The sequence below is a fragment of the Ramlibacter sp. genome (genome assembly GCA_019635435.1).
Lineage (GTDB): Bacteria > Pseudomonadota > Gammaproteobacteria > Burkholderiales > Burkholderiaceae_C > JAHBZM01.
This window is the reverse complement of the sequence record JAHBZM010000001.1, coordinates 4006800-4020316: the sequence shown is the minus strand read 5'-3', so window position 1 is coordinate 4020316 and position 13517 is coordinate 4006800. Positions and strand designations below refer to the sequence as shown.

Here is a 13517-nt window from a genome sequence, read left to right as displayed (position 1 = left end):
AGCAGAGCAACTTCAACACGTGGGGATCATGACATGAAACAAGGATTCGTTCAAACCGACAACTTCCGCCGCCTGCGCGATGCGGAAAAGCTGGTCGCAAGGCGCGGCGCCCGCGAGGCTGGCCTCGTCATCATCAAAGGCGTGTTCGGCGTCGGCAAGAGCAAGCTGACGGAGCGGTGGGCGGCAGACAGCGGCTACGTCTTCGTGCGGGCCAAGGAGACCTGGACCAAGCGCGCGCTGCTGGACGAGCTGGCCGACGCGATGGGTCTGGCCAAGGGTGGTCGCAATCAGGAGGTGCAGGCACGCATCATCACCAAGATCGGCATCGACATGGTCCCGATCATCGTTGACGAGGCCGACCACCTGGTGCGCAGCACCGCCAGCCTGCTCGAAGTCCTGCGCGACATCACCGACGTGACCGGCACCATGTGCTTCCTGGTCGGGATGGAGCACTTCCCCATGAAAGTGGCCCGCTATGGCCACATCGCCAGCCGGGTGGCCAAGGTGGTGGAGTTCGAGCCGCTCAGCCTCGGCGACGTGAAGGCCACCGTGACCGCCAAGGCCACCCAGGGCACCGCGCAGAACGCGCCGGCCCTGCCGATGGACGATGCCTTGATCGAGGAAATCCACCGGCAGGCGAGTGGTCGCATGCGCCTGGTCCTCAACGCCATCGCCAACATCGAGCAGTGGGCCGAGGCCAATGGCTGGAAGAAGGTCACCCTTGGCGACGTCAAGGGCAAGGCGCTGTGCACGGAATTCTCCGGCGTGGCCCTCGGAAAGCGCCGGGGCGACTAAATGGGCGCCTCGGCCATCACTGCCAACGCACCTGGCGCAGACGATTTGCGCTGGGTTACAGCGGCCGCCCTGGCCGCAATGGCGGCGCGCGGCCTGCGCCAGGGCAGCGTGTTCACCTCTGCCGACCTGGACGCCTGGGTGCCCCAGCTCAAGCTGCAACGCAAGCGCGCCACGGCCACCACGCGCCTATGTGCCCTGGGCGTGGTCACCTGCGAGCGCCGGGTCGATGTCGCCAGCGGGCAGACGATCGGCGAATACACGGTCACGAAACAGGGCGCAGAGGCCATCCGAGCCACCGTAGCGGGGCACGTGCACAAGAGCGGCCCCAAAGGCCCGCACGCCCAGCGCAAGGCCGTCCAGCCCCACACATTCGTGGCGCGGCTGTGGGCACTGATGCGCGCCCGCAAGCTGCTGGACGCCGAGACCGCTGCCGCGACCCTGGTGGACGCGGGCGGCGATGTGTCACAGGCCGCCAAGACGGCGCGCCGGTACTTCCATCGCTGGGTCGATGCCGGCGCGCTGGCCGAGAGCGCGCAGCGCGTCAACGCCCACGGCACCAGCAACGGCTTCAAGCGCTACGTCCTTGTCAACGATTGCGGCCCTGTGCCGCCCCATTGCCCCCCCAAGAAGAAGGTCGCATGAGCTACATGAAGGAACCCTGGTTTGCGCTGCTGCAGGCCGCCGGGAAGACGCACAAGCGCGCCAAGCTGGCCCTGATGCTGGGCTTGAGCGCACCGGTCATCAGCCAGGTGCTGAACGGCTCTGGCAAGTACGGCCAGGGCACAGCCAGCACGGACAACGTGGCCGAGAAGGTGGTCCACACCTTTGGCCGCTACCCATGCCCGCATCTGTCCGAGCAAACCGGGTTCGGCGACCACGCCGTGGAGATCACGGCCGACCAGTGCCGGGCCTACGCACACCGGCCCGCGCCGGCTGGTAGTCCGGGTGACATGCAGCACTGGCAAGCCTGCCAGCGGTGCCCACACAAGGCGCATACCGCGCCGCCGATCGCGCGCGAGGTCAAGCCGCGCAAGTCCCGCAACCAGGAGAACACATGAAGCTCTTTAACTCAGTACGCGCAGCTGCCTCGCGTGCCCGTGGCGGCACCCACCGCCTTTTTCAGGTGGTGCTGTTGGGTGGCCCTGTGGGTGTCATCTACGCGGCGAAGCTCTGGTGGCTGCGGCGCCGTGCCGCGCAGATCAGCCTCTACATCCACCGCGAGCATGAACTCCACAGGGCCAGCCTGGCATCCCTCAATCGGGAATTGAATGCCGTCATTGGCGCTCAGCAGAGCACCAATGTCGCGGCGGCTCAGTTCTGGCGCTGGTGCGACCGGCAGGCGGTGAAGTCATGAGCAGCAAGATCGGACGCCCAACGGGCGGGGCGTACAAGCCACTCAAAGGTTCCATTGCTGCGCGCGTGAGCTACTGGTTTGCCATGAACCGTGATGAGCAGCTCACACGCAACGATGTGGTGGCGAAGTTTCAGGTGCTGCCCGCCAGCGTCGACGGCAACTTGAGCCGGCTGATTGAGCAGGACTGGCTGAAGCGTGATCGTCTGGCAGACACGAGTGTCGTCTTCGTCGCTGGCCCTGCGTTGCCGCCTGCGTCCGACTTGGAGCCGCTGGTAGGCCCCAGCCCTCGCGATGACCTGGTGCAGGCCCTACGCCCACCGTCCAACCTTCGGGGCCGTGTGCCCATCCTTGACCTCGCCTCGGTCCAGATCGACAAAGGGGTGCCGATGCCGGTCTCGCGGGGGAAGTTTGGCCAGGGCGCGGCCAGCGTGCTCTTGAAGATGGAGATCGGCGACAGCGTGTGTCTGCCTCATCGCCAGGCGGCCGCACTGCGCGACGCGTACAACCACATCAAGAAGGAGCACCCCACGCGCAAGTACGCGCTGCGCAAGGTCGACGACGACAGCTCACGGCCGTGGAGAACGGAATGATCCACCATGTCGAAGCCGACGACGTGACATATCCCAGCCTGTCTGGGTACATGGTTGCGTTGACTGCGCTGGTGCCAAAGCGCGGGGCAACTGTCACGACGGTCGCGCTCGCAGCTGCCAGCAAACTGACCGAGGCGCGCGTGCGGATCGAGCTGCAGCCGCTCGTCGATGCCGGCTCCCTGGCCTATGACGCGCTGCGTGACACCTACAGTGCGCCAGCCCAGCCGGAGGCCGCTCATGGCTGATCTCCAACAGCACGCGAACGAAATGCGGCGCATCGCCAACGAGATCAGCCGCGTCATTGCCAAAGAGCAACACGCCGTGACGCTTGATGCCCTGATGCTGGTCTACAAGTCATTGGCGCTTCACTTCCCGTGTTGCACACGGGGCTGCGCGACGCAGGCATGGGCCACGGCCCAGGAACTGGCACAGGCCAGCAATCAGCCTTCTGAAACGGCGGGCGAAGCGGATCCGTCCGCCCGCCCAGCTCGTCACTTGCATTGAGGCCCGTGATGCAGACCGCTCAGCTTCTCAACGCGCTCAGCCGCCACCTTGGGTGCGCACAGGGTATCCGCGCCAAGGACCTGGCGCGTGAGCTGGGCAGCACCGGTACGCGCCAGATCCGCAAGGGCATCAGTGCGCTGCGTGACGAGGGCGTAGCGATTTGCGGAACGCCATCGACTGGCTACTACATCGCCACCACGCCGGACGAGCTGCAGCAGACGCTGGCCTTCCACAAGAAACGCCTGGAACACGAGGCGCGGATCGTCCGCCATCTCGAGGCCCTATGCACTCCTGCCCTGAAGGGGCAACTACTTCTCAACCAAGCCTGAAAGACCACCAAATGACCGAAGTTAAAACCACTCCCGCCGGCTACTGGGAAGACGCCCAGGGCAACCTGGTCCCCACGTCCAAGATCAAGGACATCGACAAAGATCGCAGCAAGACCGTGCGCGACCTGTGCACGCAGGCCAAGAAGCAAAGCGAGGCGCTCCTGGCCTTCAAACTCGCGGCCATGCAGGCGGTGGCCGACTTTGTCGAGCGCAGCCTGGCCGAATACGACGTCAAGACCGGCGGGGCCAAGGGCAACGTCACGCTGCTGTCGTTCGACGGCCGTCACAAGATCACGCGGCAGGTCGCCGAGAACCTTGTGTTCGATGAGCGCCTGCAGGCGGCCAAGGCCCTGATTGACGAGTGCATCCACACCTGGTCCAAGGGCAGCAACGACAACATCAAGGTGCTGGTCAACCAGGCGTTCCAGGTGGACAAGGCCGGCAAGATCAACACCGGCCGGGTGCTGGCCCTGCGCTCTCTGAAGATCACCGACGAGAAGTGGCTGCAGGCCATGCAGGCCATCAGCGACAGCACCCGGGTGGCCAGCACCAAGGCTTACGTCCGTTTCTACGAGCGCGATGACGCCTCAGGGGAATACGTGCCCATCGTCCTGGACGTTGCCGGCGTATGAACGACCCGCACCTGATCTGCGCTGGCTGCGAACTGGCCGAGGCCACGACGCAGCAACCGTTCTGCGATGCCTGCCGGGCTCGCCTGGCAGCGGCCGGCCTGCTGCCTGAGGCCCATTCCACCGAGCCGGTCAAGGTCCAGATCGGACCCACCGATATCTGATTTCTCCACTGGTCGTTGTTGGCGACCCCCTGGCTTCGGCCAGGGCCCTTTTTGAAAGGCGATCATGACCATTAACCTCAAAACCTCGCCCGAGCAGCTCAAGGAAATGCTCGAGGCCGTCGCATACGGCAGCAGCCAGACTTTGACAGTCACGCGGCCCATGCTGAAGCAACTGATCGAGGACGTCGCAGCCGGCCATGTGCTGCACGCGCTGATCAACAACCCGCACACCGACGAGTTCCTGAAGGCGACTCGCCTTGAAGCCGCTCACCAGCGCGACCGCTGGGGCGAGGCCCACGATCGGGGCAAGAGCGCCGAAAACTGGTTCTGGCTTGTTGGCTACCTGGCCGGCAAATGCTTGCGCGCGGTCATCACCGGGGACAAGCCCAAGGCCCTGCACCACACCATCAGCAGCGCCGCCGCCCTGTCCAACTGGTACGAGGCCATCAAGAAGGACGAGACCGGGTGCGGCCACGGTGCCGATGCCGACATCAAGCCCGTGGAGATCGCCCGCTTTGAGACGCGGGCTCTGCCGGTGGTCGGCCTGGCCGAAGACGTCTATTCGGGGCGCTGACATGGACATCGTTGAAGCCAAGAGAGTGCTGGCCGAGGTGAAGTTCCCCGGCTTCAGCTTCTTCATTCACAACGCCTTCGCTGATGGCGAACCGACATACCTGCAGGCGTCGTTCGACGCATTCGACAACGACCGGCCTGGTGTCATTGAGCGCCAGCTAACGCGCAAGTGGCTGCTGTCGCGTCACATGACGCGAAGCGAGCTGGTGCAGACTGCATTGAAGTGCGTCCTGACCAGCGTCGAGCATGAGGCTCGGGAGCAGTTCACGTACAAGGGCGCGCGCGTCTTCGGGCCGCACTTCGATGTCGAGGCGCTGGCAGCGTTGGCCCTCGCTGGAACGCAGGACGTTCGCGCGGAAGCGCCCGGGGAGCGCGTATGAACTGCCGGCCCGACCAAATGGCATGGATCGTGGTGCCCAAGCATCAGAACCTGCGCGGGATCGAGCAGCTCAACGGCCGCATCGTTCGCACCATCCGCCTTCTGCCAGGCATGGCAATGCCAACGTGGGAAGTGACGCCAGGTCAGCGGGTCCAGATCACCCAGCGGAGCAGGGATCCGCACGGAGTACTTCTGCAGCCTGGTGACTGGGCCATTTGCGATGGCATCCCCGACCACTACCTTCGCCCGTTTGATCCGAAGAGCGAGCCCGAGGTCATCGTGCGCGAGCTGGAGGCTGTCTGATGGCCACCAAAACGCCTGACCTTTGCCGTATCCGGATCGGCTTCTATTCCATGCTGCTGCCAGCAGACAAGGGCTTGAAAGTCATGGCTCTTCTGCAGGGCGCCTTGGTGTGCACCGAGAAATACGACACCGGGGCACACGTTGAAACGTACGAGATCGACGAGCCGGTCGCGCTTGAGCTGACGATGGTCCGCGCAAACCAGGTGCGCAGAAAAGTCGAACCGACAGACCGACACCCTGTTATCCACGCCATTGGCACCGAGCCGCTGAAGCTCACCCATAGGGGGTCTTGATGCTGAAGCGCTCATGCGATGCCAACCACTGCGGCGTCCCCACGCCGGCCAGCAAACGCATGTGCCCCAAGCACTGGGCAATGGTGCCGGTGTCAGTCCAGCGCCGCATCTACGCAGCCTGCAAGGTCTACGTGACCTCGGCCGAGCGTCTATCCAGTGTCGAGTTCCTGGAAGCCTGGGCCGACGCCGTTGAGTACGTCGCCATGCAGGAAGGGCGTCTCACCCGCAACGCCTATCGCAACCTGGCCAATTGGGTGAGGCGGAGGCAGCTGGGCACAGCAGACCAACCGGACGCCAGGTTGCAAGCCACAACAGGAGAGATCAACGATGAAAAGCCCTGAACACGCATTCCAAACGGTGGAGCACTTCGTGGAGATCACCGTCCGGGCCAAGCTCGGAACCTACGAGACCAGCGCGCTGCGCAAGCAACGCGCATCTTGCACGGCCGGCGAACAGCAAGCCGCCGAGGCCTTGGGCCGGAAGGTCTTCGGCGTCGAGTTCGTGCGCGTCGAGCCCTTCAGACCGGCCACGGTTCAGCATGGGGTCACCTTCTGGCATATCTACTACCGCGACACGGAAGCCTTCATACAGACACCCAGGCTCAAGACCCGCCCCGATCTGTTGCGGCAGTGGCTCGACGACGTGACTGGCACGAACAGCCCCAATGACACCGTGGTGCTGCCACGTCAACAAGCCCGCATGTGGGCCGAGGACGCCATTGCGGCCCACGAGCTGGCCGCTGCATGCGTCGTCGCCGCAAAAGCCCATCCGACGCAGCCAACCGTGCTTGTTAGGGGTGTTCGGCGTTTCAAGTCAAACGCCATCGTGGCGCATCTTCTCGACCACGGTGGAATCAACATGGATGACCTCGCCAGGCTTCCATTCAGCGACGAAGACCGCCGCCAATTCGCCCAGCTGATCGGCTTCAGCGTGAGCGGGTATCAAGACCTGGACTACGCCCAGCGTGATCCGCAAGACTGCAGTGATTCGCCTGGTGCCGGCGAGCGGGAGGGCGCATGAACCGCGACGACGCCATCAAGAAGATCAAGAAGTGCCTGGCGCTCTCTCGCAGCGCCGAGCCGCATGAGGCGGCTGCGGCCATGCGCCAGGCCCAAAAGCTGATGCAGGAATTTCGTGTCGATGATCACGAACTTTCCATGATCGACGTGCGAGAGGTGAGTGTTCGGGCCGCCAGCATGGCCCCCAACGTTTGGGACGTGATGTTGGCCGCCATCGTCTCGGACGCATTCGGCTGCACTCACTTTGCCTCTATCTCCGGCGCTTACAACGACGCCGGCAACTACGTGCGCAAACGTGAGTACGTGTTCATTGGAGTTGATGCAGCGGCCGACGTGGCCGCCTATGCGTACCAGGTGCTGGGCCGCCAGTGCTCCCGGTCGCGGCTCGCTCACATTCAGAAGCAGCCGAAGAACTGTAAGCCCATCACCAAGACCGCGCGCGGCGATGCGTTTGCAAATGGCTGGGTCTACGGCGTGCGCGAGCTGGTGGAGCGCTTTGCATGTGGTGACCAGGACAAGGCGCTGCTGCTGGCCTACAAGACCGCGAAGCACCCCGACCTCAAGACCTCCAAAACGAAGAACAACGCCGGCAAGGTCAAGGACAGCGGCCACGTGCTGGCTGGTATCAAAGCCGGCGAAAGCGCCCAGCTCAATAGGGGCGTGAGTGGCATTCCAGAGAGGGAACTTCTGGCATGAATCAGTCCCGCCTTGGCTCCCTGATCGAAGCCGCAATGAACACCGCCATAGGCCTGGTCATCAGCGTGCTCGCCAACCAACTGATATTCCCCCGGTTCGGGTTTCACCCCAGCTTGGGCGAGAACGTCGCCATCAGCGTCATCTACACCGGAATCAGCATTGCCAGAGGGTACTGCCTGAGGCGCTGGTTCAACTTGCGGCTGCAACGTGCGGCCGCTCGCCTCGCTACGAGCATCAACTCATGACCAACGACCACATTCAGCGCGTGCTTGCAATGGCCGGGAGTCTCTCCAAAGACGATGCACGGGGCATGGCCCGGTATGTGAACGAGGCCGCCTCCTTGCTCGCGCAGATCGCCAAGTCAGGCGGCGCCATCAGCATCGCCGACGAGGCGTCGTGGGAACTCATCCAGTCCGAATGCCGATGGCAGGAGTTCAACGGCGTGAACTGGTACGAGGTTCACCCGACTAACCTGAGGCTCGATTTGAATGGTGAGGACGAGGAGATTTTCCAAAGGGTTTCCGAAGCCGTCTCTTACCTCACGTCGCGCGGGCTGCTGGTTGCTCACCCCGACAACGCGACGTTGGTGCGGCAAAAAGACCCTGCGTCGCCCGAGGTTCGAGGCTGATATGGATGTCGCCGATTTCTTCGCCGGTATTGGCGGGTTCACCGAGGCGGCCGAGCAGGCCGGTTGCCGCGTGAAGTGGGCCGCCAATCACTTTCGCCCGGCCGTCGACAACCATGAGATCAACCATCCAACGGTTGAACATGCCTGCCAAGATCTTTGCCAAGCTGACTGGGGCATCGTTCCGCGAGTGGATCTGTTGTGCGCCAGCCCTGCTTGCACGGGGTACACACCCGCTCGTGGAAGAGACCGGCCGCACCATGACGCTGCTCGGGGAACCGCCTGGGCAATTGTGGACTTTCTGGAATATCAGCGGGTCCCTGCGGCCCTCATTGAGAACGTCCCCGCTTTCGCAAAATGGCCGCTCTACAGGGCATGGTGCTTCGCAGTCCATTCCCTTGGCTATGCCATCAGTCCCTATATCAGCGATGCCGCCGATCACGGGGTACCTCAAAACCGAAAGCGCCTGTTCATAGCGCTCACGAGATCCAAGCACCCAGTGCAGCTTCAGCTCCCGCAGAGGCCGCATGTGCCGGCGTCTTCATTCATTGACTTTGCTACGGGCAGCTGGTCACCAATCGTTACGCCGAAGCGCGCTGTAGCTACCCTGCGCAGGCTTGAGAACGGGCGTCGTCGCTTCGGTGAACGCTTCCTCGCGCCGTATTACGGGCGGGGGTCCGGCGCGACAGGTCGCGATTTGGCCCGGCCGGTCGGCACGATCACCACGGTCGACCGATGGGCAGTGATTGACGGGCAACGCATGCGAATGATGCTGAGCACCGAGGCGCGCGACGCGATGGGTTTTCGGAGGGACTACGTCCTTCCGAAAGATCACAAACTGGCCATGCTCGGGCTCGGTAACGCCGTAGCGCCTCGGCAGGCTCAGGACTACATCGAAGCCCTAAGGAGCGCGCTGTGAATAGCGACAGCCGGTTCGTGATCGCTAGCGCATCAGAATGTGAACAGCGACCAGGCAGCTTGCTGTTGGCTCCAAAGCTTGTCCGCTTCGGCTTCGAGGCGTTCGGCCGTCTCGATCAGCTCGATCGACGGACCTGTGCCCTGGCCGGCTGCGCATTGCGCGTACGCCTTCGTGACTTCCAATCTGGCGGCGCGCGCGGCTTTGTACGCGGCGTTCGCTTTGTCGCTGAGATCGTTCAACCTGGCCTTGTCATTGCTGGTCATTGTCATCGTCACCCCCGTGGTCTGGAGCCTCAAGTATGGCAGTAGCACGCAGGGCCGTTGACCCATCGCAGCGGCGCAACGAGCTGGCTCAGATCCACATTGCCGTGGCCGCCCTTGGCTGGTCCGAGGCCGACTACCGCGCGATCCTTCAGGCCAAGACTGGCCGATCGTCAGCTGGCGATCTGGACAGCACTGGCCGCCGCCGCTTCCTGGACCACCTTCGCCAGTGCGGCTGGCAACCCAAGCCCCAAGGACCGCGCCTGACCAAGCAGCAGTGGCTGATCCAGCGCCTGTGGAAGGACTTGGGCGCAGCCGGAGCCCTGGAAGACAAGAGCCCCGCCGCGCTGAATCGCTTCATCAAAGCCCAAGGCGGCCCCGATGACATCCGCTTCCTCGGCACCAGCCACGCCAGCCTGGTGATCGAGGCGCTCAAGGGCTGGCTTTCTCGGGTGGGTGGCAGGAAGTGAAAAACTGGGCCGACCTGTCGACGGACCTGCTGCCAAAGCTGCTGCAGGACTTCGTGCGCCTGATCGGTCTTCAGGCCACCATGCTGCTCGTGGAGCGCTTCGGTGGCCTGCGGATTTACATCCCACTGAACCCTACGGCCGACCATCACTTTGCCCAACTGATCGGCTTCGACAACCTAGTCAAGCTATCAAGCGAATTTGGCCGCGAGACGCACTTCGAGCTACCCAAGGCCCAGCAGGCGCTGCTGGCCGTGCGCAATGCCAAGATGCGGTCGGAATACGGGCCGAAATCCCTGCGTGTTCTCGCCGCCGAACACAACCTGACCGAGCGCCAGGTAACCCGCATCGTCGGTGCCGACACCTCCAATGACGCCCAGTCTGCGCTATTTGAGTGAGCCGATCGTCGCCCCGTGCCTGCCCAGCACTCGCTGGGCTTTTTCTTGCGCGGGCCAAATAGTTAAAGTCGGACGGCCAGCAACCGGGCGTCCGACTTTAACTGCGCACCTCGAACGCAAACCGCGTCCGAGTTCGGTAACTCGGACGTTTTCAGCGTTGCGCCTGGAATCGCTGCAAGCCCGCGTGGCACAAAGGAAAAGTGAAGTCGGACATGAAAACCCGTCCGAGTTCCGAACGTCCGAGTTAGGGGCGGGCCCAGCACGGGCCCTCGGTAAGGGCGCTGAGTGCCTATTTGCGTGGCGTGGCCCTGATTCCCCAATGAAAGCGGCCCACGGCGCGCACCAACCGATCCGACCCATGATCCGCCCGCAGATAGGCGCACGACGCCCGCCACGGCCCGTTTTGGGGCCTCGGTGGCCCATTTGGTGCCAAAGCCCCTGAGCCGGCTTTCCGCCCCTCATTCCCCCGAAGACCCGCGCCAAATAAGGCGATGGCCGTTTTTTCTTTAACTCTGGTCGGGTGTCAAAACGAGCAGTCCCCCACAAAGGCCTGCGGCGAACGTGCTATAATTGCAGGCTTAGCGGCTGTAGCTCAGCTGGATAGAGTACTTGGCTACGAACCAAGGGGTCGTGGGTTCGATTCCTGCCAGCCGCACCAACATTGAAGAGGGTTAGCCGAAAGGCTAGCCCTCTTTTCTTTTGGCGATGGCCAAGGCCCATCCTCCCGCCACGGCCGACAGCGCACAGGCGCAGGTGTAAGCGGCCGCGTGAAATCGAACTTGTGGACGCATGGAATTGAACTATAGGCGATGCGTCCGGGCCGACTGAGGATGTCCCGGAAGACCGGTGGATCCCGCACCGAGCGGCGCCGTCGAAGAGGCGATACTCAAAATCGACCCTTCAGATCGCGCTACACGGCCCGAAAAGGGGCTGTGCAAGGGGTTGGGTGCGGCAAAGGGTCCGGAGCGGTTCTGGCGCCTCCAGAGCGAAGGGCTGCGCCGCCCGCCCCTATCCGCGGGGCTATCGGCTGGCCTTCCCGTACTGAATTTTTAAAGAGCGTTTGAACGTTCCTTGAACTAGCCATAAACACCTTCGGTTGATGGCTCTCCAGGGCGCTCAGGCTACGAGGTGTTGCGTCACTTGGACCGCCATCCCCCCCGGTCCCATTCGATCCAGCGGGCGCAGTGCCCCGGGTCGATCTTGTCCAGCCAGCCGCACAGGACGCAGCCCCAGCGCTTGCCATCCAGCTGGGCCTTGGCCGCGCGTGAGCTGATCGTCTCGTCCTCATCGCCGTCAAGGGCGGCGTTGGCCAGCTGGTCCACGCTGATCGCGCAGCGCGCTGCCTGCTTGCGCAGCGGCGGCAGCACCGCCGCCACCAGGCAGACCAGCAGCCCCCACACCATCGCGGGCAAGAGCAGCAGCACCATGATCGTTTTGCGAAGTCCGGTCATACATCACCCCTCAGCCAGTAGGAACACAAAAATCTGAATGCCCGCGAACTGCATCTGCATCAGTGCCGGCAGATCGCTGTTGATTTCCTGCTCGGTCACCCGCCACACGCCAGACTCGGCGAACGGCGCCACCACGGTGGCCAGGCCGGCCACCATCGGCGCCGGCAGCACGCGCTCCCGGCCATCGCGCGAGCGCACCGGCATCAGGAACGTGCTGGTGATCGGGATCACCGAATCGTTCGCGGCGCGCAGCTGGGCGTTGATCGTCAGCGTGGTGCCCACAGGGCAACGCACCACGGCCAGGTCGGGCTGCACCGTGGTTGCGCCGGGATTGCTCGATGTGATCTCAGTGACCACCAGCCTGGGCCGATGGTCGGGCTCAGGCGCGGGCGCAGGGGGCGGCGCAGGGGGCGCAGGCTCGGGCGCTGGTGCCATGCCCTGGGCAGGCACGGCGCCTGGGTAATGCGCCGCCACAAAATCAGCATCGCCCTCGATGCTGTTGATCACGTTGCCTTCGCCGTCCAGGATGTTCCACCGCATGATCAATACTCCACGATCACAATGCCCTGGCCGCCGTTGCCGCCGCGCATGTAAATGTTGAGGCCGCTGGCCGCGCTGGCCGCGCCGCCGCCACCGCCAAATCCACCATCGCCGCCAGTGGCGCCAATGCCGTCCGTCGTGCTCAGGTGCACCGCTGCGCCCCCACCGCCGCACACCAGCGCCGTCGCGGCCGTCACGCCCGCGCCGTTGGTAGACATGCCTAGGCGGCCAGCCGTGCCGGCACCGCGCGAGGGGCTGCCGGTCGCGTTCCACACGTCGGTCACGAAAACCACGCCCTGGCCAACACCAATCAACGGCAGCAGCAGGTGCCACATGGGCACATAGGGCACAGCGCCGGCATCCTCGCCCGCGAACACCTGGAAAGCGCGATTGCGCACACCGCCCGCAACCGACGTGTAGCCGCCAGAAGCTGGCGTGATTGCCGAGCCGCCAGTGCCGCCGCCACCGCTGGCGAGGTACTGGCCCGGGAAGCCAGCGTCGCCGGCAATGTCGCCGCCGTGATACCCGCCCACACCGCCGCCGCCCGTGGCCATCCCCAGCACATCGGTAGCGCCCATGCTGATGATGTCGCCGCCCCGGCCGCCGTCGCCGTAGTGATGGCCTGCAGCGCCGCCGCCCATCGCGTGCGCCGAGGTGGCCGGCGTCGCCGACACATCAATCGTGCCGCCTCGGCCCCCTGAAAAATTCACGTCGCCACCAAAGCCCTGGCCAGGCGCGCCCACCACACCAGGCGAACCTGCGCCCGTGCCAACGGTGGCAACACCGCCACCCGTGGCGCTGATCACAGAGCCAAATGACGTAGTGCCACCGGCAGTGGCCGCCTGCGGCACCACCGTGCCGTTGTACTGGATGCGGCCCAAGCCGCCAGCGCCTGGCGTGACCAGGAACGCATCGCCCGCCGACACGTCAACCGTCTTCAGCGCGAAGCCGCCCCCGCTGCCGCCAAAGTTAGGCCAGGCCTTGCCGCTGCTCGCGTGGCAGCTGCACAGGCCGCCAGAGCCACCGCCGATCACCGTGACGCGGATTTTGCTGATGCCGGTGGGCACTGAGAACGTGGCGCCGGCAAGGTAGGCGATGACCACGCCCTGACCAAACGGCATCAAGCCGCTGATCGTGCTTTGTGTGATGCTGCGCCCCATGTCAGACCCCTCGCTCCATCCCGTGAGCGCGGGCAGACACACCCGCCAGCTCGGAATAGACAGTCACCG

Annotated in this window: 26 protein-coding genes and 1 tRNA gene; 23 read left to right on the top strand and 4 right to left on the bottom strand. The window is 64.2% G+C overall.

Going from position 1 to position 13517, the window contains the following annotated elements; all coding sequences use genetic code 11:
• The first annotated feature begins 33 nt into the window (after positions 1 to 33).
• From KF796_19545 to KF796_19450, 20 genes are all read left to right on the top strand, one after another.
• Positions 34 to 795: an ATP-binding protein gene (locus KF796_19545; protein ID MBX3588832.1), complete on the top strand. Its 762-nt coding sequence runs from the start codon at positions 34 to 36 to the stop codon at positions 793 to 795.
• Positions 796 to 1437, top strand: a complete 642-nt coding sequence (locus KF796_19540) for a hypothetical protein (GenBank protein ID MBX3588831.1) — start codon at positions 796 to 798, stop codon at positions 1435 to 1437. It begins immediately after the preceding gene.
• Complete coding sequence (locus KF796_19535) at positions 1434 to 1853, top strand: hypothetical protein (GenBank protein ID MBX3588830.1); 420 nt, start codon at positions 1434 to 1436, stop codon at positions 1851 to 1853. Before KF796_19540 ends, KF796_19535 begins: the two co-directional genes overlap by 4 nt.
• Positions 1850 to 2149, top strand: a complete 300-nt coding sequence (locus tag KF796_19530; protein ID MBX3588829.1) for a hypothetical protein — start codon at positions 1850 to 1852, stop codon at positions 2147 to 2149. The genes KF796_19535 and KF796_19530 overlap by 4 nt, the downstream gene beginning before the upstream one ends.
• Positions 2146 to 2739 carry a hypothetical protein gene (locus KF796_19525; protein ID MBX3588828.1) on the top strand — a complete coding sequence of 198 codons (594 nt, stop codon included), beginning with the start codon at positions 2146 to 2148 and terminating at the stop codon, positions 2737 to 2739. Before KF796_19530 ends, KF796_19525 begins: the two co-directional genes overlap by 4 nt.
• Positions 2736 to 2984: a hypothetical protein gene (locus KF796_19520; protein MBX3588827.1), complete on the top strand. Its 249-nt coding sequence runs from the start codon at positions 2736 to 2738 to the stop codon at positions 2982 to 2984. The genes KF796_19525 and KF796_19520 overlap by 4 nt, the downstream gene beginning before the upstream one ends.
• Positions 2977 to 3243, top strand: coding sequence for a hypothetical protein (locus KF796_19515; GenBank protein MBX3588826.1), 267 nt, complete (start codon positions 2977 to 2979; stop codon positions 3241 to 3243). The genes KF796_19520 and KF796_19515 overlap by 8 nt, the downstream gene beginning before the upstream one ends.
• 8 nt (positions 3244 to 3251) lie before the next feature.
• Positions 3252 to 3572, top strand: coding sequence for a hypothetical protein (locus KF796_19510; protein MBX3588825.1), 321 nt, complete (start codon positions 3252 to 3254; stop codon positions 3570 to 3572).
• An 11-nt stretch (positions 3573 to 3583) separates the two neighbouring features.
• A complete protein-coding gene (locus KF796_19505; GenBank protein ID MBX3588824.1) occupies positions 3584 to 4204 on the top strand; it encodes a DUF3164 family protein in 621 nt (206 codons plus the stop codon).
• On the top strand, positions 4201 to 4365 hold the full coding sequence (locus KF796_19500) for a hypothetical protein (GenBank protein MBX3588823.1): 165 nt from the start codon (positions 4201 to 4203) through the stop codon (positions 4363 to 4365). The genes KF796_19505 and KF796_19500 overlap by 4 nt, the downstream gene beginning before the upstream one ends.
• Positions 4366 to 4429: 64 nt before the next feature.
• Positions 4430 to 4939, top strand: coding sequence for a hypothetical protein (locus KF796_19495; GenBank protein ID MBX3588822.1), 510 nt, complete (start codon positions 4430 to 4432; stop codon positions 4937 to 4939).
• 1 nt (position 4940) lies between these two features.
• Positions 4941 to 5318: a hypothetical protein gene (locus KF796_19490; GenBank protein MBX3588821.1), complete on the top strand. Its 378-nt coding sequence runs from the start codon at positions 4941 to 4943 to the stop codon at positions 5316 to 5318.
• Positions 5319 to 5335: 17 nt separating this feature from the next.
• A complete protein-coding gene (locus KF796_19485; protein ID MBX3588820.1) occupies positions 5336 to 5620 on the top strand; it encodes a hypothetical protein in 285 nt (94 codons plus the stop codon).
• Positions 5620 to 5913 carry a hypothetical protein gene (locus KF796_19480; GenBank protein MBX3588819.1) on the top strand — a complete coding sequence of 98 codons (294 nt, stop codon included), beginning with the start codon at positions 5620 to 5622 and terminating at the stop codon, positions 5911 to 5913. The genes KF796_19485 and KF796_19480 overlap by 1 nt, the downstream gene beginning before the upstream one ends.
• Positions 5913 to 6254, top strand: a complete 342-nt coding sequence (locus KF796_19475) for a hypothetical protein (protein MBX3588818.1) — start codon at positions 5913 to 5915, stop codon at positions 6252 to 6254. Before KF796_19480 ends, KF796_19475 begins: the two co-directional genes overlap by 1 nt.
• Positions 6241 to 6933, top strand: coding sequence for a hypothetical protein (locus tag KF796_19470; protein ID MBX3588817.1), 693 nt, complete (start codon positions 6241 to 6243; stop codon positions 6931 to 6933). Before KF796_19475 ends, KF796_19470 begins: the two co-directional genes overlap by 14 nt.
• Entirely contained in the window at positions 6930 to 7628 is a 699-nt protein-coding gene (locus tag KF796_19465; GenBank protein MBX3588816.1) for a DUF2786 domain-containing protein, read from the top strand. The genes KF796_19470 and KF796_19465 overlap by 4 nt, the downstream gene beginning before the upstream one ends.
• A complete protein-coding gene (locus tag KF796_19460) occupies positions 7625 to 7873 on the top strand; it encodes a hypothetical protein (protein ID MBX3588815.1) in 249 nt (82 codons plus the stop codon). The genes KF796_19465 and KF796_19460 overlap by 4 nt, the downstream gene beginning before the upstream one ends.
• Positions 7870 to 8256: a hypothetical protein gene (locus tag KF796_19455; GenBank protein ID MBX3588814.1), complete on the top strand. Its 387-nt coding sequence runs from the start codon at positions 7870 to 7872 to the stop codon at positions 8254 to 8256. The genes KF796_19460 and KF796_19455 overlap by 4 nt, the downstream gene beginning before the upstream one ends.
• 1 nt (position 8257) lies before the next feature.
• The gene (locus KF796_19450) at positions 8258 to 9172 is read left to right on the top strand and encodes a DNA cytosine methyltransferase (GenBank protein MBX3588813.1); all 915 of its coding nucleotides are present in this window, start codon (positions 8258 to 8260) and stop codon (positions 9170 to 9172) included.
• Positions 9173 to 9204: 32 nt separating this feature from the next.
• On the opposite strand, the gene KF796_19445 is transcribed toward KF796_19450, so the two are convergent.
• The gene (locus tag KF796_19445; GenBank protein ID MBX3588812.1) at positions 9205 to 9441 is read right to left on the bottom strand and encodes a hypothetical protein; all 237 of its coding nucleotides are present in this window, start codon (positions 9439 to 9441) and stop codon (positions 9205 to 9207) included.
• 29 nt (positions 9442 to 9470) lie between these two features.
• On the opposite strand from KF796_19445, the gene KF796_19440 reads away from it, so the two are divergent.
• The 3 genes from KF796_19440 to KF796_19430 all read left to right on the top strand — a co-directional run bounded on the left by KF796_19440 (position 9471) and on the right by KF796_19430 (position 10955).
• Positions 9471 to 9902, top strand: coding sequence for a regulatory protein GemA (locus KF796_19440; protein ID MBX3588811.1), 432 nt, complete (start codon positions 9471 to 9473; stop codon positions 9900 to 9902).
• A complete protein-coding gene (locus tag KF796_19435) occupies positions 9899 to 10297 on the top strand; it encodes a hypothetical protein (GenBank protein MBX3588810.1) in 399 nt (132 codons plus the stop codon). Before KF796_19440 ends, KF796_19435 begins: the two co-directional genes overlap by 4 nt.
• A gap of 581 nt (positions 10298 to 10878) precedes the next feature.
• A tRNA-Arg gene (locus KF796_19430) sits at positions 10879 to 10955 on the top strand.
• Positions 10956 to 11433: 478 nt separating this feature from the next.
• On the opposite strand, the gene KF796_19425 is transcribed toward KF796_19430, so the two are convergent.
• From KF796_19425 to KF796_19415, 3 genes are read right to left on the bottom strand one after another with little or no spacing between them, the layout of a single operon-like run.
• A complete protein-coding gene (locus KF796_19425) occupies positions 11434 to 11748 on the bottom strand; it encodes a hypothetical protein (GenBank protein MBX3588809.1) in 315 nt (104 codons plus the stop codon).
• Positions 11749 to 11751: 3 nt separating this feature from the next.
• Complete coding sequence (locus KF796_19420) at positions 11752 to 12288, bottom strand: hypothetical protein (GenBank protein ID MBX3588808.1); 537 nt, start codon at positions 12286 to 12288, stop codon at positions 11752 to 11754.
• Positions 12289 to 12290: 2 nt separating this feature from the next.
• The gene (locus KF796_19415) at positions 12291 to 13448 is read right to left on the bottom strand and encodes a hypothetical protein (protein MBX3588807.1); all 1158 of its coding nucleotides are present in this window, start codon (positions 13446 to 13448) and stop codon (positions 12291 to 12293) included.
• Between the last annotated feature and the right edge of the window lie 69 nt (positions 13449 to 13517).

What these genes read in the sequence shown, in the direction of transcription:
- KF796_19420 (MBX3588808.1), bottom strand. Translation starts at nt 12,288, where the DNA reads ATGCGGTGGAACATCCTGGACGGCGAAGGCAACGTGATCAACAGCATC.
- KF796_19425 (MBX3588809.1), bottom strand. Translation starts at nt 11,748, where the DNA reads ATGACCGGACTTCGCAAAACGATCATGGTGCTGCTGCTCTTGCCCGCG.
- KF796_19515 (MBX3588826.1), top strand. Translation starts at nt 2,977, where the DNA reads ATGGCTGATCTCCAACAGCACGCGAACGAAATGCGGCGCATCGCCAAC.
- KF796_19415 (MBX3588807.1), bottom strand. Translation starts at nt 13,448, where the DNA reads ATGGGGCGCAGCATCACACAAAGCACGATCAGCGGCTTGATGCCGTTT.
- KF796_19535 (MBX3588830.1), top strand. Translation starts at nt 1,434, where the DNA reads ATGAGCTACATGAAGGAACCCTGGTTTGCGCTGCTGCAGGCCGCCGGG.
- KF796_19470 (MBX3588817.1), top strand. Translation starts at nt 6,241, where the DNA reads ATGAAAAGCCCTGAACACGCATTCCAAACGGTGGAGCACTTCGTGGAG.
- KF796_19525 (MBX3588828.1), top strand. Translation starts at nt 2,146, where the DNA reads ATGAGCAGCAAGATCGGACGCCCAACGGGCGGGGCGTACAAGCCACTC.
- KF796_19485 (MBX3588820.1), top strand. Translation starts at nt 5,336, where the DNA reads ATGGCATGGATCGTGGTGCCCAAGCATCAGAACCTGCGCGGGATCGAG.
- KF796_19475 (MBX3588818.1), top strand. Translation starts at nt 5,913, where the DNA reads ATGCTGAAGCGCTCATGCGATGCCAACCACTGCGGCGTCCCCACGCCG.
- KF796_19500 (MBX3588823.1), top strand. Translation starts at nt 4,201, where the DNA reads ATGAACGACCCGCACCTGATCTGCGCTGGCTGCGAACTGGCCGAGGCC.
- KF796_19465 (MBX3588816.1), top strand. Translation starts at nt 6,930, where the DNA reads ATGAACCGCGACGACGCCATCAAGAAGATCAAGAAGTGCCTGGCGCTC.
- KF796_19490 (MBX3588821.1), top strand. Translation starts at nt 4,941, where the DNA reads ATGGACATCGTTGAAGCCAAGAGAGTGCTGGCCGAGGTGAAGTTCCCC.
- KF796_19445 (MBX3588812.1), bottom strand. Translation starts at nt 9,441, where the DNA reads ATGACAATGACCAGCAATGACAAGGCCAGGTTGAACGATCTCAGCGAC.
- KF796_19520 (MBX3588827.1), top strand. Translation starts at nt 2,736, where the DNA reads ATGATCCACCATGTCGAAGCCGACGACGTGACATATCCCAGCCTGTCT.
- KF796_19510 (MBX3588825.1), top strand. Translation starts at nt 3,252, where the DNA reads ATGCAGACCGCTCAGCTTCTCAACGCGCTCAGCCGCCACCTTGGGTGC.
- KF796_19540 (MBX3588831.1), top strand. Translation starts at nt 796, where the DNA reads ATGGGCGCCTCGGCCATCACTGCCAACGCACCTGGCGCAGACGATTTG.
- KF796_19480 (MBX3588819.1), top strand. Translation starts at nt 5,620, where the DNA reads ATGGCCACCAAAACGCCTGACCTTTGCCGTATCCGGATCGGCTTCTAT.
- KF796_19440 (MBX3588811.1), top strand. Translation starts at nt 9,471, where the DNA reads ATGGCAGTAGCACGCAGGGCCGTTGACCCATCGCAGCGGCGCAACGAG.
- KF796_19460 (MBX3588815.1), top strand. Translation starts at nt 7,625, where the DNA reads ATGAATCAGTCCCGCCTTGGCTCCCTGATCGAAGCCGCAATGAACACC.
- KF796_19495 (MBX3588822.1), top strand. Translation starts at nt 4,430, where the DNA reads ATGACCATTAACCTCAAAACCTCGCCCGAGCAGCTCAAGGAAATGCTC.
- KF796_19450 (MBX3588813.1), top strand. Translation starts at nt 8,258, where the DNA reads ATGGATGTCGCCGATTTCTTCGCCGGTATTGGCGGGTTCACCGAGGCG.
- KF796_19545 (MBX3588832.1), top strand. Translation starts at nt 34, where the DNA reads ATGAAACAAGGATTCGTTCAAACCGACAACTTCCGCCGCCTGCGCGAT.
- KF796_19505 (MBX3588824.1), top strand. Translation starts at nt 3,584, where the DNA reads ATGACCGAAGTTAAAACCACTCCCGCCGGCTACTGGGAAGACGCCCAG.
- KF796_19530 (MBX3588829.1), top strand. Translation starts at nt 1,850, where the DNA reads ATGAAGCTCTTTAACTCAGTACGCGCAGCTGCCTCGCGTGCCCGTGGC.
- KF796_19455 (MBX3588814.1), top strand. Translation starts at nt 7,870, where the DNA reads ATGACCAACGACCACATTCAGCGCGTGCTTGCAATGGCCGGGAGTCTC.